Annotated in this window: 21 protein-coding genes, 2 pseudogenes and 1 riboswitch; of the genes and pseudogenes, 21 read left to right on the top strand and 2 right to left on the bottom strand. The window is 50.4% G+C overall.

All coding sequences use genetic code 11. From position 1 onward, the window contains the following. The 3 genes and pseudogenes from EDM59_RS31395 to EDM59_RS31405 form a co-directional block, all read left to right on the top strand. Positions 1–386 (top strand): annotated as a pseudogene (locus tag EDM59_RS31395) (hypothetical protein); the annotation flags it as partial. A gap of 218 nt (positions 387–604) precedes the next feature. Further along, positions 605–1,722: pseudogene (locus tag EDM59_RS31680) on the top strand (glycoside hydrolase); the annotation flags it as partial. A gap of 12 nt (positions 1,723–1,734) precedes the next feature. Then, positions 1,735–1,920, top strand: a complete 186-nt coding sequence (locus EDM59_RS31405; protein WP_246011039.1) for a hypothetical protein — start codon at positions 1,735–1,737, stop codon at positions 1,918–1,920. Between the two features lie 50 nt (positions 1,921–1,970). On the opposite strand, the gene EDM59_RS13375 is transcribed toward EDM59_RS31405, so the two are convergent. Then, complete coding sequence (locus EDM59_RS13375) at positions 1,971–2,897, bottom strand: LysR family transcriptional regulator (RefSeq protein WP_122924061.1); 927 nt, start codon at positions 2,895–2,897, stop codon at positions 1,971–1,973. 138 nt (positions 2,898–3,035) lie between these two features. On the opposite strand from EDM59_RS13375, the gene EDM59_RS13380 reads away from it, so the two are divergent. From EDM59_RS13380 to EDM59_RS13405, 6 genes are all read left to right on the top strand, one after another. Then, positions 3,036–3,791 carry an SDR family NAD(P)-dependent oxidoreductase gene (locus EDM59_RS13380; protein WP_122924062.1) on the top strand — a complete coding sequence of 252 codons (756 nt, stop codon included), beginning with the start codon at positions 3,036–3,038 and terminating at the stop codon, positions 3,789–3,791. Between the two features lie 39 nt (positions 3,792–3,830). Then, positions 3,831–4,574 (top strand): SDR family NAD(P)-dependent oxidoreductase, encoded by a 744-nt coding sequence (locus tag EDM59_RS13385; protein ID WP_122924063.1) that lies wholly within the window; start codon positions 3,831–3,833, stop codon positions 4,572–4,574. 279 nt (positions 4,575–4,853) lie between these two features. Continuing rightward, positions 4,854–6,305, top strand: coding sequence for an FAD-dependent oxidoreductase (locus tag EDM59_RS13390; protein ID WP_246011036.1), 1,452 nt, complete (start codon positions 4,854–4,856; stop codon positions 6,303–6,305). A gap of 8 nt (positions 6,306–6,313) precedes the next feature. After that, complete coding sequence (locus EDM59_RS13395; protein WP_092266462.1) at positions 6,314–6,916, top strand: TetR/AcrR family transcriptional regulator; 603 nt, start codon at positions 6,314–6,316, stop codon at positions 6,914–6,916. After that, positions 6,913–7,863, top strand: coding sequence for a helix-turn-helix transcriptional regulator (locus EDM59_RS13400; RefSeq protein WP_122924065.1), 951 nt, complete (start codon positions 6,913–6,915; stop codon positions 7,861–7,863). The genes EDM59_RS13395 and EDM59_RS13400 overlap by 4 nt, the downstream gene beginning before the upstream one ends. A 61-nt stretch (positions 7,864–7,924) precedes the next feature. Beyond that, positions 7,925–8,458, top strand: a complete 534-nt coding sequence (locus EDM59_RS13405; RefSeq protein ID WP_122924066.1) for a DinB family protein — start codon at positions 7,925–7,927, stop codon at positions 8,456–8,458. 38 nt (positions 8,459–8,496) lie between these two features. Here EDM59_RS13405 and EDM59_RS13410 read toward each other — a convergent pair whose 3' ends face one another. Continuing rightward, positions 8,497–9,378, bottom strand: a complete 882-nt coding sequence (locus tag EDM59_RS13410) for a TetR/AcrR family transcriptional regulator (protein ID WP_183192916.1) — start codon at positions 9,376–9,378, stop codon at positions 8,497–8,499. Between the two features lie 127 nt (positions 9,379–9,505). On the opposite strand from EDM59_RS13410, the gene EDM59_RS13415 reads away from it, so the two are divergent. From EDM59_RS13415 to EDM59_RS13470, 12 genes are all read left to right on the top strand, one after another. Continuing rightward, on the top strand, positions 9,506–10,249 hold the full coding sequence (locus EDM59_RS13415) for an MBL fold metallo-hydrolase (RefSeq protein ID WP_122924068.1): 744 nt from the start codon (positions 9,506–9,508) through the stop codon (positions 10,247–10,249). Position 10,250: 1 nt separating this feature from the next. Continuing rightward, positions 10,251–11,348, top strand: coding sequence for an AbrB family transcriptional regulator (locus tag EDM59_RS13420; protein WP_122924069.1), 1,098 nt, complete (start codon positions 10,251–10,253; stop codon positions 11,346–11,348). Between the two features lie 219 nt (positions 11,349–11,567). Next, positions 11,568–12,380, top strand: coding sequence for a MetQ/NlpA family ABC transporter substrate-binding protein (locus EDM59_RS13425; protein WP_092266456.1), 813 nt, complete (start codon positions 11,568–11,570; stop codon positions 12,378–12,380). Positions 12,381–12,464: 84 nt separating this feature from the next. Continuing rightward, positions 12,465–13,487 carry a methionine ABC transporter ATP-binding protein gene (locus EDM59_RS13430; protein WP_122924070.1) on the top strand — a complete coding sequence of 341 codons (1,023 nt, stop codon included), beginning with the start codon at positions 12,465–12,467 and terminating at the stop codon, positions 13,485–13,487. Beyond that, on the top strand, positions 13,480–14,151 hold the full coding sequence (locus EDM59_RS13435) for a methionine ABC transporter permease (RefSeq protein ID WP_122924071.1): 672 nt from the start codon (positions 13,480–13,482) through the stop codon (positions 14,149–14,151). Before EDM59_RS13430 ends, EDM59_RS13435 begins: the two co-directional genes overlap by 8 nt. Before the next feature lie 24 nt (positions 14,152–14,175). Continuing rightward, on the top strand, positions 14,176–14,961 hold the full coding sequence (locus tag EDM59_RS13440; protein WP_122924072.1) for an enoyl-CoA hydratase/isomerase family protein: 786 nt from the start codon (positions 14,176–14,178) through the stop codon (positions 14,959–14,961). 22 nt (positions 14,962–14,983) lie between these two features. Next, entirely contained in the window at positions 14,984–16,135 is a 1,152-nt protein-coding gene (locus EDM59_RS13445) for an alpha-hydroxy-acid oxidizing protein (RefSeq protein ID WP_122924073.1), read from the top strand. A 17-nt stretch (positions 16,136–16,152) separates the two neighbouring features. Continuing rightward, the gene (locus EDM59_RS13450; RefSeq protein ID WP_122924074.1) at positions 16,153–17,340 is read left to right on the top strand and encodes a CaiB/BaiF CoA transferase family protein; all 1,188 of its coding nucleotides are present in this window, start codon (positions 16,153–16,155) and stop codon (positions 17,338–17,340) included. 278 nt (positions 17,341–17,618) lie between these two features. Beyond that, complete coding sequence (locus EDM59_RS13455) at positions 17,619–19,742, top strand: sensor domain-containing protein (protein ID WP_122924075.1); 2,124 nt, start codon at positions 17,619–17,621, stop codon at positions 19,740–19,742. Between the two features lie 163 nt (positions 19,743–19,905). Continuing rightward, a complete protein-coding gene (locus tag EDM59_RS13460) occupies positions 19,906–20,547 on the top strand; it encodes a GGDEF domain-containing protein (protein WP_122924076.1) in 642 nt (213 codons plus the stop codon). Positions 20,548–20,772: 225 nt separating this feature from the next. Next, positions 20,773–20,856, top strand: a riboswitch (cyclic di-GMP riboswitch). A gap of 78 nt (positions 20,857–20,934) precedes the next feature. Then, a complete protein-coding gene (locus EDM59_RS13465) occupies positions 20,935–22,665 on the top strand; it encodes a methyl-accepting chemotaxis protein (protein ID WP_122924077.1) in 1,731 nt (576 codons plus the stop codon). A gap of 101 nt (positions 22,666–22,766) precedes the next feature. After that, complete coding sequence (locus EDM59_RS13470) at positions 22,767–23,861, top strand: GGDEF domain-containing protein (RefSeq protein ID WP_122924078.1); 1,095 nt, start codon at positions 22,767–22,769, stop codon at positions 23,859–23,861. Position 23,862: the final 1 nt, after the last annotated feature.

The following is a 23,862-nucleotide window of genomic DNA, read 5'->3' on the forward strand; positions in this document are numbered from 1 at the left end:
CTGACCTGATAATACGAAAAGCAGCGTTCTCTTTTGATGTAAACCCGGAGACCTTTGAGCTTGTTGTAGAGAAGGAGGGGGTAAAAGAGAGCGTGTCCGAGCCGTCGCCCAAACGAAAGGTGTCCAATCTACAAAAAGACGAACATCGGGTGAGCTGGACGTACCCGGATGATCAGATGAAGATCGCCATCGAGCAGAAGGGGGATTACCTGCAGGTTCAGCTGGAGTCTACCGGAGCAGAGAGCTTTACATGGCCGACAGTAAGCGGGACGAGCTACATGCTTCCGCTGGGAGAGGGGAAGTGGATCCCGCCATCTCCCTGTCCTTTACGCACGAGTTTCCTACTGTCAATCCAAAGAAGAGCTACAGCTTTCGTCTGTACGTGACCGACAACGATCCAGTAAGTATCGCGGAAGTGTACAAAAACTACGTGAAGGAGAAGGGCGAATACAAGGCGCTGGCGGAAAAAGCTGCGGCCAATCCGAACGTAGAAAAGCTGTACGGCGCGCCGCACTTCTACCTGTGGAACAAATCCTTTTTAGGGGAAGACGACCTCAAATGGGGGCAGCTGAAAAATCGGGTACAGGGAACATTCCTCGACTGGATGACGGAGCTGCTGCAACAAAACGGCGAAGACGGAAAAGAGAGTATCCAGCAATTCCAGGATATCCAAAAGCAGGATTACGTCGATGCCTATCAAAAGAAAGCTCTCTTGAACGGCTTCAACTACGTCCTGCGTTCCCGAGACTTTTACAGCCCGCAGATTTTTCCCCGGCTAGACGAGCAAGCGAAGGCGCTGGTTGCCAAAGGTGTCGCGCAGTTGAATGAGCCAGAGCTGTACGAGCTAAACAAGCGCTTGCTGAAAAGTGTGTTACAAGAGACGGCCACAGAGGTCGAGCAATGGGGCGCGACCGATTCAACGAAGCTTTTGAATAAGCTGCAGGGAGCGGGGATTTCGCATGCGTGGATCGGGCTTGCCGATTGGACGGCTGCCTACATGAAGCCCGAGTTTGTGAAGCAAGCGGGTGAAATGGGCTATTTGATCGCCAGCTACGATTCGTACCATTCCATTCACAAGGAGGAAAACCAGGACTGGAACACCGCCATTTTCCCAGATAAAACCTTGTATGAGAACGCGACCATCACCAAGAAAAACGGCGAGAAAAAAGCGGGCTTCCTCGGGGAGGGGAGACTGCTCAACCCGACGTTGTCTCTCTCCAGCGTAAAAGCGCGTATGGATGAGATCATGAGTACCGGTGTGGCTTTCAATTCCTGGTTCATCGATGTGGATGCAGCTGGAGATTTCAACGATGACTACACGCCTGGACGCACTACGACACAAGAGCAGGATATGCAGGCAAAGCTGGCGCGGATGGACTATATTCGCGACGACAAGCAGTTGGTCATCGGCTCGGAGACGGGAAATGACTTTGCGAGTCAGACAATCGCCTTTGCCCACGGAATCGAGACGCCAGTGATCAAATGGGCAGACCCGGATATGCGGGAAAACAAAACGAGCCTGTACTATGCAGGCGGCTACTGGTCGCCAGCAGGAGAAATTCCGCAGCGCTACAGCAAGCAGGTCCCGATCAAAGAGGTGTACCGTCATGATTACATCGATCCGGCCTATTCGCTTCCACTCTTCATGACAAGGCGTGGGAGGCAAACAAGGAGCTGATCACCACTCATCTGAAAGTCTGGTCCCCTTTGCATCAAAAAGCGGTTCAGCGCGCTATGACGGACTTTGCGATTTTAACGGAGGACAGGCTGGTACAGCGAACATCTTTTGGAGCGGACCTGCAGGTGATCGCCAACTTCTCGGCAAGCGATTTTTCGTATGAGAATCAGATCGTGAAAGCTCACTCCGCTCTTGTCATCGACGGGAAGGAAACAACGATCTTTGCCGCACCGAGTCAATAAGGCATGGATCGATAAAAAGGCAGTGCTGCTCGTGATGAGCGACACTGCCTTTACTCTCTAGCGAGAAAAAGCTCGTGATAGTTTCGCAGGTCGTATTTCAATCGTTGGATAAACCCTCTGGCGACTCGGGCAAAATGCCTCTCCTCCGACTGTACCCAGCCCAGATAGATAGGCTGCTGCTTCGGGATGTCGATGTGGAGAGCGACAAAGTCCTCGCGAAGGTTGTTTGGCTCATTAATGAAGGAGTAGTCCAAGCCTATGGTGACGGCCATTTCCTCTCGTACGGCACTGCGGATCGCATCTGTGTTATTCGTGGTGAACAGGATGTCGACGGGGCCGTATCTCGCGGCAAAATCGTTGACAAATCTTTTCACGTACTCGTCGTTGTACAGGACAAACGGATACGGGAGCAGCTCTTCCGGTGTCACCGATTGCTTTAGGGCAAGCGGGGATTTCCTGCTGACACCCACGACCATTTTTCCTTCCAGGAGGTGTTCGAATACCAAGCCGGCATTTTTTTGTACCAGGCTCTCGGATACGATGAGCAAACCGATGTCGATTTTATCGTGGCGAATATCTTCCAGTATTTCCTGAGAGCCCTTTTCGGCGATTTCCGGTCGAATTTGGGGATAATCCTTTTTGAAGCGGGCGACCGCATTTACCAGCAAATTCATTGGCCCCGGGATGGTCGCAAGCCGCAGATCGCCTACCATCGTGTTGGCATAGCCCTGCGCTTCCTCCTGGATTTCCTGCAGTTTTTTCTGGATTTCAAACGCCTTTTGAATGATGCTGAGGCCCTCAGCAGTCGGAGCGGCCCCCATGCGCGACCGAGTGAACAACGTAATCCCGAGCTCTGCCTCCAAGCTGGATAAGGATTGACTGATAGCGGAAAGCGTCACATGCCGGGATTGGGAGGCCTTGGTCAAAGACCCGGATTTTGCGATTTCGATGATCGATTCGAGCTGCTCCAGGTTCATAAACAGTCACCTCTTTACTTAAGTTTCACTAAACTAACGATAAATATCTTTACATATTTTTTAACGAAAAGGAAGTCTATAATGAGGGTGTAAGGAAGAGAGGATGCAGCAAACCCAAATTGGACGGAGGCGTTTACATTGGCTAGATTGGAAGGGAAAGTAGCGATTATCACAGGCGGAGGAACCGGGATCGGCAAGCATACGGCTCTTCGATTTGCGAAGGAAGGCGCAAAAGTTGTGGTAACCGATATTAATCTGGACAGTGCTAATCAGACTGTAGACGAAATCAAGAATGCGGGTGGTTCCGCACTCGCCATCGCTCATGATGTGAGCAAGGAAGAGCAGTGGCAGCAGGTTGTGGCGCAAGCCGTTGAACAATACCAAAAAGTAGACATCCTGTTTAACAACGCAGGCATTTATATCATTAAACCATTGGCAGAAATCACGCTGGATGATTGGAACCGACTGATGTCCATCAACGTTACCGGTGTATTCCTGGGCATGAAGCATGTAATGCCCGTCATGGCAAAACAAAAAGCAGGCTCCGTGATCAATGCTTCTTCCATCGCAGGTCTGATCGGCGCTCCAGGACATGTTTTGTACGGCGCGAGTAAAGGGGCTGTACGCATCATGACCAAGGATGCAGCGATCGAGTATGCACAGCAAGGTGTTCGTGTAAACTCCATTCACCCTGGCTACATCCAGACGGGAATGGTGGAATATGCGGCTGAAACAACCAAGCACTCCACAGCAGAATTGGCAAAAGGCGTGCCAACAGGCCGTCTCGGTACTGTCGAGGACGTATCCAATGTGGTTTTGTTCCTGGCTTCTGACGAGGCAGGCCATGTGACGGGTGCTGAGTTCGTGATTGACGGCGGCGGTACTGCGCAATAAAGAAATTCAGGTAACAGGTTAAACGAGGAGGGAAACAAGATGAGATTTGCCAATAAAGTAGCAATCGTCACAGGCGGAGCAAGCGGAATCGGGGAAACGACCGTCCAGCTGTTTGCCAAAGAGGGAGCGAAAGTGGTTATTGCCGACTTTTCTTTGCGTGGTCAGGAGCTGGCGGACAAGCTGAATGCAGACGGCTTCGACGCTTTGTTCGTGAAAACGGACGTGACAAGAGAAGAAGAGGTCAAGCATATGGTCAGCGCCACGGTCGAGAAATACGGCCGGGTAGACATTCTCTTCGCGAATGCTGGTATTGCGAAGGATGCGCCTGCTGCGAAACTGAGCATGGATGACTGGCGCCGTACGATTGACATCAACCTGACAGGGGTATTCCTCTGCGACAAATACGTCATCGAGCAAATGCTCGCACAAGGCGGCGGTGGGGCCATCGTCAACTGCGGCTCTATCCACAGCCACGCAGGAAAAGCGGGAGTGACTGCCTATGCGTCAGCGAAAGGCGGCGTGAAGCTGCTGACCCAGACGCTGGGAATCGACTACGCAAAAGAAGGAATCCGCGTCAACGCTGTATGTCCGGGCTACATCGATACACCGTTGATCGCTGGACGAAATGAAGCGATGAATGACCACCTCGTCAGCCTGCATCCAATGGGGCGACTGGGCAAACCGGAGGAAGTCGCAAAAGCAGTGCTGTTCCTGGCAAGCGACGATGCTTCGTTCATTACAGGGACAAGCCTTCTGGTAGACGGCGGCTATACGGCTCAATAATGAATCGCCGCAGCAAGATCCGGGTGAAGTGTTCACCCGGATTTTTTTGTTTTGTCAGGTTCCTGTACTCATGCTAAAGGGAGAAAGGTCCATTTGCAGCCCAATCTGCAAAAGGGCTTTTTTTCAATTGACAGAATCGAAAAAAAGAAGTAATTTACAATTGACTGATTAAGTCAATCAAATACTAAACTCACTCCTACTTTGGATTCTTCCCTACATGTCTTTTGTTGACTGATTTAGTCAATCTATATCATGGCGTTATCAAAAGGAGCGATTTCAATGGGTAAAATGGAAAAGACGGGAAAAGCAATTGTTATTGGAGGGAGCATCGCCGGTTTATTGGCGGCGCGAGTGCTATCCGATTACTATACCGAGGTGCTGATCCTAGATAAGGATGAGCTTTCGACAGAGCCGCAGGACCGCTTAGGCACTCCCCATGCTTTTCACCCCCATCGGTTTACCACACGTGGTAAGATGATAACAGAACGCTTCTTTCCAGGTTTTGAGAACGATCTCGTTGCAAACGGTGCTCCATCGTCCTTCAACAAAACCGTATGTAACAGCAATCAATATGGGAGCATTACGGGTCTTTACCAGCGAAACGATATCAAGTTCAGTCGGGCGAATCTGGAGTCGGTCATTCGCAAGCGGGTGCAAGACATCCCTCATGTTCATATCCTCGACAGGCAGGATGTCATCGGCCTTCTCCCCTATCCCGATCATACGGCGGTTACGGGTGTCCTTATCCGGAATCGCAAAGAGCCTATGCAAGTAACCGAAGCTACGGCTGACCTGGTAGTAGATACGAGCGGGCGTTTTTCCAAGCTGCCACAGTGGCTTACGGAAATGGGCTACGAAGTGCCTCGTCCCGATGTCCTGAAAGCAAACATCGGGTACAGCACGCAACGCTTTCAAGTCCCCCCTCAGCTTACAGAGCTGATCGAAAAATGGGATGTCATCAACATCGCAGGGCAGCCTGCCACTGGGACCTTTACCGGGGTATTTTCCTTTATCGAAAATCAGGTGGCGGAGATGCTCCTCTATCGGCCAGGCGGAAATTACCCTCCGACAGATGAGAAAAGATACAGACAAGCGATCGCGGAGCTGCCCAGCCCCCTGATCGCAGAAACATTGGAAGGGCTCGAACCGCTGACGACCATACGCAGCTACCGAGTCCCTGAGCTGTACCGTCACCGCTATGAGCAGATGACGCGATGGCCATCTGGCTTGCTGATTCTCGGCGATGCTTTTTGTATTTTTGATCCGATCTTCGGTCAAGGAATGACGGTAGCCGCCATCGAAGCAGAAAAACTGGACGCTTGCTTGCGGCAGCAGCAGGTGAATCCCCAGCGCGACTTTGAGAAGCAAGTCCTCATCTGCATGCAGGCTGCCATCGAACCGGCGTGGTGGCTGAACTGCGCAACGGATATCCAGTGGGAGGGTGTCGAGTACGATGGCTCTGATTCTTTGCAGGGCATCACTTTTGTAAGCCGAGTCATGAGTCTTCTGCTTCAGGAGGCTACGGCCAAGCAAAACCTTCCTTGGTACGGTTTGTATTGGGGAGTGAATACGCTGTCGCAATCGCCACGCGACATTTTCAATGCGCAAACCGTGTCGGAGATTCTCGGCACAAGTGACGAGGGAATGCAGTTGTTGGCAGAGCTGCAACAGACCCATCAGGGAATGTCGCTGGAAGAAATACTGGACGAAATCATCCCGTTTAAGGAGTGAAACATTCTTTGGCGCCATTAAACGAAGAACAGCTGCATCAAATTCGTGATGAAAGAAGAGAACAAATCATGCGGGCGGCACTCAAGGTGTTTGCCCGCCGCGGGATCATCGGGACCAAAATGAGCATGATTGCGGCGGAAGCAGGGATCAGCCACGGACTCCTGTACCATTACTTTTCCTCCAAGGAAGAGCTGTTTACCACCCTGATCGAGGATGCGATGAAGGGAGCAGAAGAGGCTACAAGCGGTGTGTATGATCTGCCGGGAACGCCACTCGAAAAAATACGGGCGCTGTCGATGGAAATGCTTGACGAAAGCGGCACGCCATATTTCATGCTAATCCATCATGCACGGACATCGGACGGTGTGCCAGAAAAAGTGAAGGAGCTCATAGCCCGCCATGATATGCACGCGTTTATCGCGCGGCTTTTGCCTGTATTCCGAGAGGCACAGCAGGCAGGGGAAATCGTGGAAGGCAGCCTGGAAGAGCTCATCTCCTCCTACCTGTCTGTCCTCTCCGGGCTCATGGTGCTGAATGCCCAGGGCATCGAGGGCTATCGACTTCCTGACGTCGACATGCTGCTGAGATTGATAGCGAGAAGCCGGCCATGAACAAGACGGATCGCCTCCTCGCCATCGTGCTGGAGCTCCAGCGCAAGGGTGTGGTGCGTGCAGAGGATTTGGCTGCCCGCTTTGAAACAAGTGTGAGAACCATTTACCGGGATATGCAGGCGCTCAGTGAAGCGAGCGTTCCGATCGTAGGCGAACCGGGTGTGGGCTATTCCTTGATGGAGGGATTTTTCTTGCCACCCGTCAGCTTTACCGTGGAGGAAGCCGTTTCTTTGCTGATAGGAGCGCATTTTGTCGAGCAGAAATTCGATCCGCGCTATCAGGAAAGAGCGAGAAGCTCCCGGAGCAAGATCGAGGCAGTGCTCCCGGAACAAGTCCGCTCAGAAGCGGCCAATATCCTCACGACCATGCGCCTTCTCGCATTTGCCAGCGATACTCCAGCGGGAAAGCAGGAAAAAGAGTGGGTGGAGAAGATCAGGCAGGCATTGCTGGATGCCAAAAAAGTATCCTTTCATTATCGCAAAAGCTTGGCAGAGGAGGACGGGAACAGAGACAGTGTCCGCGTAGTCGCACCGTACGGGCTAGCTCTTGTAGGTGGTTCATGGACCATGATCGGGCATTGTGATCTGCGCGACGACCTGCGGCACTTCCGGCTGTCGCGGATGAGCCAGCTTGCGATAACAGAAGAGGGGTACCAACGCCCGCCTGATTTCAATCTGCATGCATACAAACCGATGGATGACCGGAAAACGTACGTGCGTCTGCTTGCCCAAAGTGACATTGCCGAGCGAATCAAGGAATCCAACTATTTTTTCCTCGAAGGGTGGGAGGATTCGTCCGATGGCTTGCTCTTCACCCTGCGCGTTCGTCATACGGAGGAAGTCAAGCAATGGGTATTAGGCTGGGGAGCCCATCTTGAGGTACTGGAACCGGAAATGTTTCGGAGGGAAATTCGTGAGGAAATCGAAAAAATGATAAAACGCTACTGACATGATGCTGTCAGTAGCGTTTTTGTATGATCAGGCTATCAACGAAAAGGAGTGGGGATAGATGAATACCAAGGAATTGCTGCAACGTTTTCAAGAAAGTACAGCTCGCTACGTCGAAGAGCTGAGTCATTTTACCATGGAGGAGCTCACGACACAGCCAAGCCCAAGCGACTGGTCTATCGGCCAAATGTACGTGCATTTGTACCAATCCGCTCTATACATGCAACTCGCCAATGTGGAGAAGTGCCGGATCGGATCAGATGTGACGACAGGTGACAAGACTGAAATCGGACAGAAAGTGTTTGCAGGGGGAGAGATTCCTCCGATCCGGGTTCAAGTGCCGCCTTCCCCTGCGTACACCCCTGTCCAACCCGAGAGCAAGGAGCAAATCCTGGAGGGCCTGAATGCTGCAGCAGCTCGCATGCAAGAGGTTGAGCCGCATCTGCACGAGATCTCGCTTGCGCATCAAATCGTGCACCCGGGGTTTGGGGCGCTGAATGGTCAGGAATGGTTCCAGCTCGTCGAAATGCATTACCGTCATCATTTCCGCCAGCTGGACCGCTTGAAAGGCGAGCTTATGCAAAACAAGGCGTGATCAAGCAAAACCACCCATCGAGAGGGTGGTTTTTTGCATTACATCAGCAAGGCAAGCTGGCGCACATCAGGACGCAGCTGAGGAATCGTCTCCAGATAGGTCACGAATACGTGAATGAGCGTGCGATTGGGGGCATCTTGTGCCAGCTCTTTCTGCAAAAGGGAGATGACCTCTAAAAGCTCGTCGCGAGCTGAGGCAGGCATGGACAGATTCTGAATTTTGGCAGCCAAGGCATTCAGAAAGCCAGAGACATTTTGCTGCTGGTGCAGCGGGTCGAGCGGGTTGAGATGCTGAAAGTAGGCGTTGGTCGACTGCAAAATGGGTTTTGCTTCTGAAGCGAGCAAATCGTTTACAACAGCGTCGATTCGCTCCACGATGAACTGGGCCAGTTCCGACATCGGCAGCGCAATGACTTTGCGGACGGTATAGTACAAATACTCGCGCAGAATTCCCCGGTAAATGGCAACGACATCCCACACGAAGGCTTCGACGCGGCTCCCATAGGTTTCCAATATGCAGTCTCTATGCAAGGCTAAAAGAGTTGCCCGCTTTTTTTTCCATGCCGCTATAAATTTTTCGTTTTCCTTGATAGGAAGCTCAGTGAATTCAAACATAAAAAAGAAATTCTCCAGCATGTACTGCAGCTGGAACTCTATATTTTGCCGTAGACATTCCTTTGGCGACAAGTGCTCGGCGTGGTTTTTTCGATCCATTTCCCGCGCGTGATCGAACATCGTTTGATGGCAAGCGACGAAGACCTCGGTGAACAAATCCTCTTTGGAGGGAAAGATTTTGTAGATGCTGCCTTTGGCCATTCCGCAGGATTCCGCTATTTCTTGCATGGAAGCGGAAACGTAGCCCTTTTCCTGAAAAACTTCCTTTGCTCTGTGCAGAATCTGCTGTTTTTTTGCTTCTTCCATTGAACTCACCCCTCCGTATTCTGACATGCCAGAAAAGCAAGGTCAATATATGGAATTGACAGTAAAAACTCATGGGTCATATAATGAACTCGTAAGTTTTGTAACGGTGAAGAGGAGGATGGGACTTATGAAAATCGCAGAAGGATTGGAAATGCTGCAATTGACTTTCGAGATCGGGCCGAGAAAACTGGTGATCAATCCGATGGTGGTGTACGACGATCAAACTTGTACCTTGATTGATACGGCCATGCCTGGCTGCTACGACACCATTCAAAGTCTCATCGCGGAAGCGGGCCTGCCTGCAGATGGGCCGCATGCTGTTATTTTGACCCATCAGGATATCGACCATGTGGGGAGTCTGCCGCATTTTTTGGCGGAAGCAAAGGATCCGCTGGATGTATACGCGCATGCTGACGACAAGCCGTACATCGACGGCGTGCTTCCTTTGATCAAAATGCAGCCGCAGATGCGCGACGGGATGCTGCAAGCGCTGCCTGAAAAAGAGCGAAACGAGTTTGTTCAGGCTTTTTCTCCAGAGACAGGGGCCAACGTCAATCATGTCGTCACTGACGGCGATGTGCTGCCGTTTGGCGGAGGCTTGCAGGTGATTCATACCCCAGGTCATACTCCCGGACACATTTGTCTGTACCACCTCGCGAGCAAGACGCTGATCGCAGGAGACGCGCTGAACGTAATAAACGGCGAGCTGCAGGGGCCGAATCCACATGCTACTCCTGACATGGAAGAAGCTCTCCGCTCGTTAAAAAGACTCATGACTCTGCCTATTGAAACGGTGGTCTGCTACCACGGCGGGATCTACAAGGGCAATGTGGAAAAACGGCTCGAGGAAATCGCAGCTGCGGTGAAGTAAGATGAACAGTGAACGCTTTGCTTCCTTTTCCATTACCTTGTTCATCGCGATTGTGGGCGGCTTGGTATTTCAATGGCTGCATCTGCCGATCCCGTGGCTGCTCGGTCCGATGCTGTTCGTGCTGATCGTCTCCAAGCTGTGGAAATCGTTTCGGCCTTACTGGTCCGGTGTTGTTCGAAGTACGGGCATGATCATGATCGGCTACACGATCGGCTTGTCCTTTACGATGGCGGCCTTCCAGCAAATTGGCCAGCAGCTGCCGCTGATGATTTTGCTGACAGCCATGACACTGCTTTGTGCGGCGGGTATTGCCTTTTTGGTTTCCAAATTGTCAGGCACCTCTTTTCCCACTGTCTTGATGGGCAGCATCCCGGGCGGACTGAGTCAGATGATACCGCTCGCCCAAGAGATCGAGGGAGTGGATCTGACGGTTGTTACATTTCTGCAGGTTTCACGTTTGCTGATGATCATTTTCTTTGTGCCGATGCTTGTATTCAGTCCCTTATTTGGTTTGGAAGGTATGGGCCAGCACTTGATTGCCCAAAAAGCGGCGGTGAGCTGGAGTGGACTGTTTCCGAACATATTCGTTTTTGCGATTGCATGTACGGCAGCTGCCTATGTGGGGAAAAAGATCCACTTTCCATCTGCCATCTTTCTCGGGCCGATGATGGCTACCATCCTGATCAATCTGTCCGGATTCCATGGTCCGGCACTGCCTTCCGTTCTGCTCAATGCGTGCCAGCTCATGATAGGAGGGTATATCGGCTTGCTGCTGAAGCCGGAAAAGCTGAAGAACAAGCTGCTCATGGCGATCTTGGCGGTTCTCAGCGGCGTATTGTTGATCGGCTGCTCGATGGGCTTGAGCTTTTTGCTGACACAGTTCCATGAGGTGTCCTTCATGACCGCCTTTTTGGGTCTATCTCCAGGAGGGATGGACCAGATGGGGATTATTGCAGCAGAGGTTCATGCTGATTTGTCTGTCGTCATATGCTATCAGCTGTTCCGTACCCTGTTTATCTTTTTGGTCGTGCCATCCCTGATCAAAGCGATATTCCGGTCAAGGATGAAGAGGAAAGAAATAGAAGCGCCAACAGGTTAAAAGGAAAAAGCAGATGCTGCCGTGCATCTGCTTTTTTTGTCGGAAAAATAAACATAGTAATTGACTAGGATATAAGCTGTATAGTATATTACGTTTTGTAATTATTTGAATAATAATAAAACCTGCCTTGCAAGGACGATGGTCTTTTGCAGGGATATCTTATCATTATTATTCATAGTAATCATAGTTGTATAATCGGTATAATGGAGGAAAGGCACCATGAAAAAAGCTCTTGGTATTCTAGCATCCGGGCTCCTCGTTCTGGCCCTTACAGCATGCGGAGGCGGCGCGCAGTCAAGCACGGCGATTAACGAGAAGAAGATTGTTGTCGGTGTAACGTCCGGCCTGCATGAACAAATTTTGGAAAAGGTCAAAGAAGTGGCTGCGAAAGATGGCTTGGAAGTAGAACTGAAAGTATTCTCCGATTTCCAAATGCCGAATATCGCGTTGGCTGAAAAAGAAATCGATGCAAACAGCTATCAGACGATTCCGTTCCTGGAAACGTACAAAAAAGAAAAAGGGGCAGACCTGACAGCAGTGGGTCAGACCGTCCTCAATCCAATGGGGATGTACTCCAAAAAGATCAAAAGCCTGGATGAGCTGAAAGCGGGCGATACCATTGGACTCCCGAACGACCCGACGAACAGCCTGCGTGCCCTGCTCCTGTTCCAAAGCGCCGGCTTGATCAAGCTCAAGGATGGAGCGGGGGACGAAGCGACCGTTCTCGATATCGCCGAAAACCCACGCGAGCTGAAATTCGTTGAACTGGACGCGGCACAGATTGCCAAGCAGCTGGATGATGTAACGGCAGCAGCCATCAATACGAGCTATGCGATCAAGAACAACCTGAACCCAGGAAAAGACGCGATCTTCCTGGAGCAAAAGGACTCCAAGCACCACAATGTCATCGTCGTTCGCACGGAAAACAAAGACGACGTCGCTGTACAGAAGCTGGTGAAGGCGTACCAAACAGACGAAGTGAAAAAATTTGTGGAGGATACCTTTGAGGGCTCCGTTATCCCTGTCTGGTAATACCACCCGGCTCCGCCAGTGAAATGGCGGGGCCCCGTTTGCGTTAACAGGAGTTTGAGGAAATAAAGGAGGTTCTGGTACAGCGTGATCAAGCTATCCAATGTCTCAAAGAGCTTTCAGACAAAAAAGGGAACCATCCAGGCGATCGATGATGTCTCACTTGAAGTAAAGAAGGGGGAAATTTTCGGCGTGATCGGCTACAGTGGTGCCGGGAAAAGTACCTTGATTCGTTGCGTAAATCTGTTGGAAGCACCGACTTTTGGTTCCGTAGTCATCAAGGACAAAGAGGTAACGAACCTGCCCGCGGAAGAGCTGCTGCAGGTCAGACGCAAAATCGGCATGATCTTCCAAGGTTTCCATCTGCTGAAGACGGCTAATGTCTACGATAATATCGCGATTCCGCTTCGTTTGACGGAGGTCGACAAAGAGGAGCTGGACAAGCGAGTCACCAAGTATCTGAAGATCGTCGGGCTGGAAGACAAGCATGATGCCTATCCGGGCCAGCTGTCAGGTGGTCAAAAGCAGCGTGTAGCCATCGCCCGGGCACTGGCGCAGGAGCCGGAAATTTTGCTCAGTGACGAAGCGACCAGCGCGCTAGATCCGGAGACGACTGAGTCGATTCTGGAGCTGCTGCTCAAGATCAACAAAGAGCTGGGAATTACCATCATGCTCATTACCCACGAAATGAACGTCATCCAGAAAATTTGCGATCGTGTGGCTGTTATGGAAAACGGAAAGGTCATCGAGCAGGGGCGGACGGTCGACATCTATGCGCGCGCAACTCATCCGACGACGAAGCGCTTTGTGAACAGTACGTATCACAAGGAGCTGCCTGCCAATGTACTGCAGGAGCTGATCCAGACTGGGCCGGTCGTGCGGCTGTCCTTTGTGGGGGAGAGCACGAGCAAGCCTGTGCTGGCATCGGTCAGTACGAAATTTCAGGTGTCTCCCAATATTTTGGCCGGCGGTATTATCCAGTTGAAGCAGGAGACGATTGGTGCACTGGTCGTTCATCTGAATGGCGATCAGGAAGAAACGAAGCGAGCCATCGCCTATTTGGAGGAACAAGGAGTCATGATCGAGGGAGTGGAGGTAGCCCATGTCTGATATTCAACAATTCATCGAGGGACGTCTCCCGATTATTTGGGAGTCCGTCGTGCAAACCTTTCAGATGGTCTCGGTATCCCTGCTTTTCTCTGTGCTGCTCGGTCTGCCGCTAGGGGTTCTCCTGATCCTGACCCGACCGGGGAATGCGCTGGAAAATCGGGTTGTTTACCAGATTTTAAACGTGGTAGTCAACATCATTCGTTCGATCCCGTTCATTATTTTGCTGTTTTTTATCCTGCCGTTCACCAAGCTTTTGGTAGGTACGTCTATCGGAATCAAGGGCGCTATCGTTCCGCTGATCGTCCATGCTGTCCCCAATATTGCCCGGCTGATGGAAAGCGCCCTTTTAGAGGTGGACAGCGGTGTGGTCGAAGCGTACAGGTCGATGGGCATACGGACGAGGCATATCATCTGGCATGTCCTGCTCCGCGAAGCGCGTCCCTCCATTATCCTCGGTTTGACGATTGCACTCATCACGCTGATTGGCGGAACGGCGATGGCTGGGCTCGTCGGCGCAGGAGGTTTGGGCGATCTGGCTTACCGGTTCGGACATCTGCGCTATGAGGTCGATGTCATGTACGTGACGGTCTTCATCCTGATTCTGCTCGTTCAATGCATTCAAACGATCGGGAACAAGCTGGCGGCGAAGTACAAAAAGGGATAAAACGAGAGGCGAGGTGACACGAGCATGAGCAATCAAGAGCAGCTGATTTACGTAGAGAAACAAGGACCGATCGCGACGATCGTGCTGAACCGTACGAGCAAACGCAATGCGCTGAACCTGGAAATGTGGGTTACGCTGTCCAAACGGCTGGCGGAGCTGGAGACAGATGAGCAGACGAAAGTAGTGGTCATTCGCGGTGCGGATGATACCTCGTTTGCGGCGGGGGCAGACATCAGCGAATTTTTGTCCAACCGCTCCTCCGCTCAGAAGGCGAAGGAATACAATGATTTGTCGATGGAATCGGTAGACAGGCTGCACCGTTTTCCCAAACCGACGATTGCCATGATCCAGAAATACGCGGTAGGCGGGGGACTGGATATTGCGCTTTCGTGTGATTTTCGTTTCAGCGCAGAAGATGGAATTTTTGCGATCACCCCATCCAAGCTGGGAATCGTCTATAATTTAACTAGTACAAAAAGACTCGTCGACCTGGTTGGTCCATCCAAGGCAAAAGAAATCTTGTACACAGCAAGATCACTGGATGTACAAGAGGCGTATCGGATCGGGCTGATCGACCGCATTTACCATAACAGCGAAATTGCAGAGCAGACCTATGCGTTTGCCGCCTTGATCGCCGAGCGTTCACAGGTGTCTGTGCGAGGAACCAAGCAAATCGTACAGGCGATTCTGAATGGACATACGGAAGAAAACGCCGAAATTGCCGAACTAATCTTGCAATCATTTGATTCAGAAGATTACAAGGAAGGCGTGCAAGCGTTTTTGGAGAAGCGAAAACCGCAGTTTCGCTGAATAAAGAAGGGATGGAATTTTCATGGCAGGAACAGAACAAAAAAACGAAAGCTTGCTTTTTACCCGCGTAAACAAGGATACACAAGCGCTGCCGATCTCGATCGAGGACTGGGAGCAAAAAGCGCGGGAGCTTTTGCCAGCAGGACCGTTTGACTACATCGCTGGGGGCTCAGGGGCAGAAGAGACGCTTGTCTCCAATCGTGCTGCCTTTGGCAAATGGGCGATTGTGCCACGGATGCTGCGCGATGTTTCCAAGCGTACGCTGGGCATCGAGCTTTTTGGTCAGCAGCTGAAAACACCTGTACTGCTGGCACCGGTAGGCATGCAAGCAATCGCGAATGAAGAGGGCGAGCTGGCTACGGCCCGTGCAGCAGCAGCGGCTGGCGTACCGATGGTCGTCAGCACCGTTTCCGCTCATACGCTGGAACAAATCGCCGAAACCATGGGGGATGCCCCGCGCTGGTTCCAGCTGTACTGGTCCAACGATCGGGAAGTGTGCGCCAGCATGGTCAAGCGTGCGGAGGCGGCTGGCTACTCGGCAATCGTACTTACTGTGGACACGATCATGCTCGGATGGAAGCGCCGCGATTTCCGCAATGGCTACTCTCCTTTGCGTGAAGGAAGAGGCTTGGCGAACTACGTTTCGGATCCTGTTTTCTGCTCCAGACTGTCCGAAGTAAACTCGGAAAATGCCGTAGAGGAAGTGCTCCGCAACATTTATCATCCGACGCTCAACTGGGATGACATCGACTATCTGCGCCAGCACACCAAGCTGCCGATCCTGGTCAAAGGCATCCTGCACCCGGACGATGCGAAGCTGGCTGTAGAACGCGGCGTAGACGGCATCATCGTATCCAATCACGGTGGACGTCAGCTAGATGGAGCCATTTCGACACTGGATGCTTTGCCGGCGATCGCAGAAGCGGTAGACGGACGTATTCCCGTGCTGCTCGACAGTGGCGTGCGCACAGGGGCGGATGTGGTGAAGGCGATCGCACTGGGGGCAACGGCTGTTCTGATCGGACGACCTTTCATGTTCGGTCTCGCGGTTGCGGGCGAAAAGGGCGTGGCAAGTGTTCTCGACACATTGATCAACGAGCTGGATGTATCCGTAGCATTGTCCGGTAGCAATTCCGTCGCGGAGCTGAACAGGAGTATACTGATTCGCTTGTAACGAGTAGGAGGCAGAAGATGCAGCAGGCGTTACAACACATGAGAGTGATAGACTTGACGCAGGTGCTCGCAGGACCGTATTGCACGATGGTGCTGGGCGATTTGGGAGCCGATGTGATCAAGGTAGAAAAATACCCGAATGGCGACGATAGCCGCATCATGGGCCCGTATTTCGAGGAAGAGAGCTACAGCTTCATGATGGCAAACCGCAACAAGCGGGGGATTCGCCTCAATATCAAGGAAGAGGCAGGCCGAGAAATCCTGTACGATCTCGTCCGGTCTGCGGATGTGTTTATCGAGAACTACCGTCCCGGTGTGACGAAAAAGCTGGGGATCGACTACGAGACTTTGCGCGAGCTGAACCCAGGTCTGATTTATTGCTCGATCTCCGGGTACGGACAGACAGGGCCTTACAGTCACAAGGGCGGTTATGACATCATGGCGCAGGGCTTGTCCGGGCTCATGAGCATGACGGGAGAAAAGAATGGACGTCCGGTCAAGAACGGCATTGCCATACATGACATCGCCGCAGGGGTTACCGCCATCTACTCGATCATGGCTGCCTACATCCACAAAATGACGACCGGGGAAGGCCAGCATATCGATCTGTCGCTGGTGGATTCGGGACTGGCCTGGACCGTCTGGGAGTCTGCCGCTTACTTCGGAGCAGGTGAAGTTTCGAGAGCAAACGGCTCCGCCCACCGGGTGACCGCACCTTATCAGGGGTTCTCGACCAAAAACGGAAACATCCTGGTCGGCGCGGGAAATCAGAAGCTGTGGGAGAAGTTTTGCAAGGAAGTGATCGAAAAGGAAGAGCTGATCGACGACCCGCGCTTTTTGACCAACAGCGAGCGTACGGCAAATCTGCCAGAGCTGGAAACAATCATTGAGTCTGTCCTCGTCCAGCAGGATTCGCAATATTGGCTGGAAAAGCTCGATGCGGCCGGGGTGCCATCCAGCCCGATCTATCAGTATGACGAGGCTCTAAATGACCCCCATATCCGTTCCCGAGACATGGTGATCGAGTACGAGCATCCGCTGGCGGGAATGATTCAGAGTCTCGGATTTCCAGCAAAGTTTTCTCAGACGCCCGGTCAGATCAAGCGTCCTGCACCGCTGCTCGGTCAGCATACGCGCGAGGTCTTACAGGAGCTGCAGTATTCGGAAGAGACGATCCGACAGCTGGAGGAAAACAAGGTAATCTAATCGCGCATTGCGCATGAGGGGACCAGTTCCTATTTTTCAGATAAGGAGCTGGTCTTTTTTTGTGCAGAGATGACCTATGGAGCTTTTTCTCCCTTTTCCTCTCTTTCCCCGCAGCCGCCTATGCGCCCCAGCAAGGCCAACGTTTACAGAAATGTTGAAAAGCCCTTCACCGAGAGCCATAGACCTTTTGGAAGTTCATGGTACAATGAAGCCATGATCCAATCCGTTTGGGATAGGGTCCTTTTTGTACATAGACGAGGGGAACTGGTGATAGATAGATGAGAACCGAAGCGGTAGTAGACCTCTCGCCGCAGGAATGGGAAGACCTGCTGCAAGAAAAAGACGAAAAACTAAAGCGTGCCCTGCGGGATCTCGCTGATGTACGCAGAGCGCTGGACAAGTCCACCATTGTGGCGATCACGGATCATCGGGGCATTATCCAGAGCGCCAATGACCAATTTTGCCGCATATCCAAATACAGTCGAGATGAGCTGATCGGGCAGGATCACCGCCTGTTGAATTCCGGTCATCATTCCAAAGAATTTTTCAAAAGCATGTGGGCCACCATCGGATCGGGTCAAATATGGCGCGGGGAAATTAAGAATAAAGCGAAGGATGGCTCCTTGTACTGGGTTGACACGACGATTGTTCCCTTTATGAATCAGGCGGGGAAAATCTATCAGTACGTCTCTATTCGCAACGACATCACCGACCGTAAGGCAATGGAGGCAGAAATGCTGGCGAGCGAAGCCAGGTATCGGATCATCGCCGAAAATACGTCCGACATCATCTCCGTGATCAATTCGGATGGGGATTTTCTGTATTTGTCGCCTTCGCATCAAACGCTGTGGGAACACGATGTGCCAGCTGAAAAGTTTCAAAATCTGCTCGAATGGATCGTGGAAGAGGATCGGGACATCATGAGCTATGCGATCCGCTATACGTATTCCACGGGAAAAGGCTACATGGCGGAATGCCGCATCAAATCCGAGCGTGCGGTTGCGGTCTGGACGGAGACGAAGACCAGTCCGGTTTTCGACGAACAGGGCAACGTGACCAAGCTGATTCTCGTTACGCGCGATATTACGGAACGCAAGCTGACGGAGGAAATGATTCATCATTTGGCCTATCATGACTCTCTGACGGACCTGCCGAATCGCCGGATGTACGTCCAGCATCTGACAAAGGAAATCATGCAGGGCAAGCGTTTCCAGTCCAACCTGGCCGTCTTGTTTCTCGATATGGACCGTTTCAAAGACATCAATGACTCCTTCGGGCACGATATCGGAGATCTGCTGCTGGTCGAAATGGCGAAGCGTCTAAAGTCCTGCATACAGCCGTCAGACATGGTGGCACGTTTGGGCGGGGATGAATTCACGATCCTGCTAGGCCAGCAGGGCGACTCCAAGCGAGCGGAGGAAGTCGCGGACTTGATCATGGGACAGCTGCAGAAGCCGTTCGAGCTCAGTGGACATCTGGTGAATATCTCGTGCAGCATCGGGATTGCGCTGTTTCCGCAGGATGGCGATACAGCGGAGGACCTGCTGAAACGAGCCGACACCGCCTTGTATTCCGTGAAATCGCAAGGACGCAACGGATATTCGTTTTTCGATCCAACGATGGAGGCAAAATCTCTGGAGCGCATCCTGATGGAAAACGAGATGCGCAAAGCGATTGACCAGCAGCAATTCCACGTCTATTACCAGCCAAAAATGGATATCAGCTCCCAGAAGCTGACGGGAATGGAAGCACTCGTACGCTGGGTGCATCCGGAGCTGGGAGTCATCTCTCCAGGCAAATTCATTCCGATTGCAGAAGAGAGCGGGATGATCCTCGAGCTGGGCGAGTGGATTCTGAGAGAAGCTTGTAAGCAAAACAAGAAGTGGCATGATCAAGGGCATATGCTAAAGGTGTCCGTAAACCTATCCGCGCGGCAAATTTTCCAGAAGGATCTGGTAGAGAGAATTATAGGGGTATTGGAAGAGGTTGGGCTGTCGGCACAGTGGCTGGAGCTGGAAATTACCGAGAGCATTTTTGTCAAAATGGAAGAAGCGACGGCAGTTCTCAAGCAGCTGCGTGAAGCGGGCATTCACATCTCGATCGATGATTTCGGGACTGGCTACAGCTCCTTTAGCTACATCAAGAGCTTGCCAGTGGATACAATCAAAATAGACGCATCGTTTATTCGGGATATTCACCATAATCAGGAGAGTCAGGCGATCGTGAAGGCGATTGTGACGATTGCGGACAGTTTGCAGATGAACGTCATCGCGGAAGGCATCGAGCTGGATGACCAAGCAGAAGCGTTGCAGCAAAACGGCTGTGCTCACGGGCAAGGCTACCTGTTCAGCAGACCGCTGGCGACGGATGATTTTGAGCAGTTTTTAGCGGAACGAAATTGAAGACGATTGGAAAACAAGCCCCGTATATCGCGCATATACGGGCTTTTTGTTTCGCGTGCCAAATTCCCTGCTTTTCCTTTTATTTTAGTCATAATATAATCTTTTATTGGTGGGCGTATGAATTTTTTTCCAAATCGAAGACTGAGCGAGTGAGGCAGCATATATGAAATATACCGGGAGAATAACCGTTACGTTATTCGTATTGATTGTGATTTTGTTTATACGCATGATGGTTCAGTATTATCTAGGACAGCCTCCTCACTTCATTCCCATTCCAGCCTTCGTTGCCCTTGCATTTGCGTGGTTTCTTGGGAGCAAATATGACAAGTCCGTTTATTTCGCTCATCGGGATGCTTTAACGAACGTCTTTAATCGACGCTATTTTGATCGACAGGCAGATAAACAGCTCCGTTTCAGTCGGAAAAAAGGAGCGAAGCTTTGTATTTTTGTCATTGATGTAAACGATTTCAAGCAAATCAACGATCAATATGGACATGCCAAAGGGGACGAGGTCCTACAGCTCATTTCCCGCGTGTTGGCTTTACACACAGGAAAACGGGATATTTTAGCGCGTTCAGGAGGGGACGAATTTCTCCTGTTATCTCCACGGATCGATAGGCACGAGGCAGAAAATCGAATCGAGTTTTTCCACAACAAATGTGCGGAGCTTTCAAAACGTCTTCGAATCCCCGTATCCATTTCAATTGGGTATTCCATCTACCCTGACGATGCATGGAACGTAGGTGACTTGATCTTTTCTGCGGATACCCGGATGTATCGCAAGAAGAAAAAGAAAGCCAATTGATACAGGATAGCCTGCAGCCTTGGCTCAAAAAAATGTTGCTTGGGATGTTTCGTTTATTGGAAACAGGGTATTAAGTAATAGGTAAAAAGAATCAAAAACGAAAGGATTGATTTTTTTCGCTCCTTTTCACTATGTGTTCACAGACTATATAGGCAAATACGACTATAATAACTTTGATTGGTTAAAGCGCTGCAGTATTCAAAAATTATGACCTCAACTTAACTAAATGACCGTGGAAGCGATGATCTGTCATTCGTATGTGGGCACTTGAATGGCAGGGAGCGAGTAGTGCAACCGACCCTATTTGTTCGCAAAAATAAGGTCGGTTTTTTTGTGTGAAAATTTCTCTGTCTAGGATCCATCATTTGAAATTATCGGAGGTAGCTTATGTCCTTTTTTCATAAAAAATCAAAATCGTGGCAAGCGTATTTGGAGAATTCTCGTTCTACGAACATTTCCGACGTTGGTGAGCGGGTGAAAGATCGATTGGCGTTTATGGGGATCAATCAAGATACGCTCTTACATATAAAAGAAGCTGCTCACATTCTAACTCCGTACAAGGCTGAGATTGTTGGTCAGTTTTACGGGGCGATTACTTCGATGGATCATCTTCATCAGATCATTGTGCACAATTCGAGTGTGGATCGACTGCGTAAAACGATGGAGAAATACCTGGATCAGTTCCTTCTTGCAGAAGTGGACCAAGAATACGTAGCGACCAGAATCATTATTGGTCAAGTTCACAGCCGCATTCATCTGACCGCCGAGCATTTTATCTCTGCCCATCACTTATTAATTCAGATTATGACAACCATCCTGATGGAAAAACTGCACACGAAACCGGATCGGATGCTTCAGAGTGTACTATCGGTACAAAAATTGGCGGCTTTTGATCAGCAATTAATCGTGGAAGTGTACATGGAGGAGACGTTTAAGTCCTTCTTAATCGGAATATCCGACATGCTGAATCAATTGACCGAGCTGGATACGACGAAGCAGCTGATTACCGGAATGGATAAGCAGATCGAGGAAAGCCATAGTGTAACGGCGGCAACGGAAGAAATGAGTGCCTCTATTCAAGAGGTAGCGGAGCATGCAGGCAGAGTAGCCGAAAGGACGGATGAAGCTGTTCAATCGGCAGAGCAAAGTAAGCAAGTCATCAATAGCGCTCTCTTTGACATTCAACAGGTGGGCGGTGTGTACGATAAAGTTTTAGAACGCGTGACCCAGCTGAATTACGAAATCAAGCAAACGCAAGGCGTTGTGAAAATCATTCGCGAAATAGCGGATCAGACCAATTTACTCGCTTTAAATGCGAGTATTGAAGCAGCGAGAGCAGGGGAACACGGCAGAGGCTTTTCCGTTGTAGCTTCAGAGGTACGAAAGCTGGCTGAACATACGAAGGAGCAGATCGCTCTGATTACAGCCAATATGGACTCTTTGCAAAGAGTTTCCGAGCATGTGACCCAGCAAATCGGTGAAACCGGAAAACTGGTAGAGCAAAGCGTGAAGGAAGCACAATTTGCCGACTCAGAGCTGCAAACCATCGTTTCCACGATGCAGGAAATCAATCAATCCACTTCCCAAATTGCCGCGATGACCGAAGAACAAACGTCTTCTGTGATGGATATCGCCTATCGAAATTCCATTATTTTTGATCTGAGCGCGCACTCACAAGAAGTTGCCAAGCAAACGGCAGAAATCATCTTTGAACTCAGCAAGAAAATGGATGAATACCGAAATACCTTCTTTAGCATCAATGTGAGGCTGAATTATAAAGACATTATCCGAGTCGCGAAAACGGACCATCTTCTCTGGAAATGGAAGATCTATAACATGCTATTAGGTATGGAAAATATCGATGCCAAGCAAGCAGCCTCTCACAAAAACTGTAGACTTGGGGCCTGGTATTATGGCCAGTTGCCGCAACGAGTCAAAGACCAGCCTTCCTTTAGACAACTTGAAGAACCGCATAAGGCTGTCCATCAGTTTGCCATGCAAGCAGTAGAATCCTATGAAAAAGGCAATCTGCTAGGTGCGCAGCAAGCGTTTGAACAGCTTCAAGAAGCTTCTCACCATGTCATTACGCTGCTTTCACAACTAGAATCCGAACTATAACTTTTGGGTTATAGCGCAATCATGCACGTGTCACCCTACCTGTCCCCTTGCCCTGCGCAAGGGGGATCTTCAAATCGAAATTCAAATCAGGAGGAGGAGGGATGATGAATGCAGTGATTCAGTCCACTCTTTCAAATATCGCGATCATTTTTTTCATGCATTTATGCATGGTGGAAATACTCAACAATGAGAATAGACTCACTCCTTCCTTCGCTCAAATCGGCAGGATAATCGTCATATCCTCCTCGGTCATCGGTATGTTTTATCTTCCTATTCAATATGGGGAATATCGATTTGATCTCCGCCTCATTCCATTAGTATTTTTTTCTGTCAGGTGGGGGTGGGAACTAGCGATTCCGACTTTACTCATAACAGCTCTTTGGAGGCTGGTTTTGGGGGGAGAGGGTTCCGTTCCCGGTGTTGTTTTTGGCATGATTCTTCCTGTTTTCGTCGCTCTTGTGTATCGATCCATCCAAGGCGCTGGCCTTCATCCGGTCTCGATAGTCTTTTTATTTACCATAGGCTGGTTCATTTCTGATATCCCCATCATTATTTTCGTGCCCGATGGCTGGAGTGTTTTCAAGGAGATCTTTCTTGTCCGTTATGCTTCTTATGTGCTGACAGCCTTGCTTCTTTGCCTATTTATTGTCAATGCCGAAAGAGATCGAAGGGTAAAGAAAAAACTGCAATATGATGCAGATCATGACCCTTTAACAGGGCTATATAATATTCGGTACTTTCAAAAGGCAGTAAAAGCGTTCACCAAATCTACGAAGCAAATGTTTATTGTCATGATTGATGTTGATCGTTTTAAAACGATTAATGATACATATGGTCATGTAACGGGTGACTTGGTCTTAAAAGGGGTTTCCAATGTGATAGCAGAGGTTGCATATGCGTATGATGCCAATAATGTAGTCGTGGGAAGGTACGGCGGTGAAGAGTTTATTCTATTCTTGGCTGTTGATCAAAAGGAAACGATGGTCTCCCTGGTGGAAGCTGTTCGGGAAAGGGTAGAAACAAGCTCGTTTTATACAGAAAAGGGAACGCATTTGCTGAAAGTGACGGTTTCCATCGGTGTCTCGCAAATGACGGACTGTAAGATGTTTCAAAAAGCGGTTGAACAAGCCGATAAGTCCCTTTACGATTCCAAAAAAAATGGGCGGAACCAAACAAACTATGCGAGGGACATATAAG

It is taken from the genome of Brevibacillus nitrificans (assembly GCF_003710965.1).
GTDB classification, from domain to species: domain Bacteria; phylum Bacillota; class Bacilli; order Brevibacillales; family Brevibacillaceae; genus Brevibacillus; species Brevibacillus centrosporus.

Coding starts and splice junctions, on each gene's coding strand:
- EDM59_RS31405 (WP_246011039.1), top strand. CDS start 1,735: ATGACGGACTTTGCGATTTTAACGGAGGACAGGCTGGTACAGCGAACA.
- EDM59_RS13375 (WP_122924061.1), bottom strand. CDS start 2,897: ATGAACCTGGAGCAGCTCGAATCGATCATCGAAATCGCAAAATCCGGG.
- EDM59_RS13385 (WP_122924063.1), top strand. CDS start 3,831: ATGAGATTTGCCAATAAAGTAGCAATCGTCACAGGCGGAGCAAGCGGA.
- EDM59_RS13390 (WP_246011036.1), top strand. CDS start 4,854: ATGGGTAAAATGGAAAAGACGGGAAAAGCAATTGTTATTGGAGGGAGC.
- EDM59_RS13400 (WP_122924065.1), top strand. CDS start 6,913: ATGAACAAGACGGATCGCCTCCTCGCCATCGTGCTGGAGCTCCAGCGC.
- EDM59_RS13405 (WP_122924066.1), top strand. CDS start 7,925: ATGAATACCAAGGAATTGCTGCAACGTTTTCAAGAAAGTACAGCTCGC.
- EDM59_RS13410 (WP_183192916.1), bottom strand. CDS start 9,378: ATGGAAGAAGCAAAAAAACAGCAGATTCTGCACAGAGCAAAGGAAGTT.
- EDM59_RS13415 (WP_122924068.1), top strand. CDS start 9,506: ATGAAAATCGCAGAAGGATTGGAAATGCTGCAATTGACTTTCGAGATC.
- EDM59_RS13420 (WP_122924069.1), top strand. CDS start 10,251: ATGAACAGTGAACGCTTTGCTTCCTTTTCCATTACCTTGTTCATCGCG.
- EDM59_RS13425 (WP_092266456.1), top strand. CDS start 11,568: ATGAAAAAAGCTCTTGGTATTCTAGCATCCGGGCTCCTCGTTCTGGCC.
- EDM59_RS13435 (WP_122924071.1), top strand. CDS start 13,480: ATGTCTGATATTCAACAATTCATCGAGGGACGTCTCCCGATTATTTGG.
- EDM59_RS13440 (WP_122924072.1), top strand. CDS start 14,176: ATGAGCAATCAAGAGCAGCTGATTTACGTAGAGAAACAAGGACCGATC.
- EDM59_RS13445 (WP_122924073.1), top strand. CDS start 14,984: ATGGCAGGAACAGAACAAAAAAACGAAAGCTTGCTTTTTACCCGCGTA.
- EDM59_RS13450 (WP_122924074.1), top strand. CDS start 16,153: ATGCAGCAGGCGTTACAACACATGAGAGTGATAGACTTGACGCAGGTG.
- EDM59_RS13455 (WP_122924075.1), top strand. CDS start 17,619: ATGAGAACCGAAGCGGTAGTAGACCTCTCGCCGCAGGAATGGGAAGAC.
- EDM59_RS13460 (WP_122924076.1), top strand. CDS start 19,906: ATGAAATATACCGGGAGAATAACCGTTACGTTATTCGTATTGATTGTG.
- EDM59_RS13465 (WP_122924077.1), top strand. CDS start 20,935: ATGTCCTTTTTTCATAAAAAATCAAAATCGTGGCAAGCGTATTTGGAG.
- EDM59_RS13470 (WP_122924078.1), top strand. CDS start 22,767: ATGATGAATGCAGTGATTCAGTCCACTCTTTCAAATATCGCGATCATT.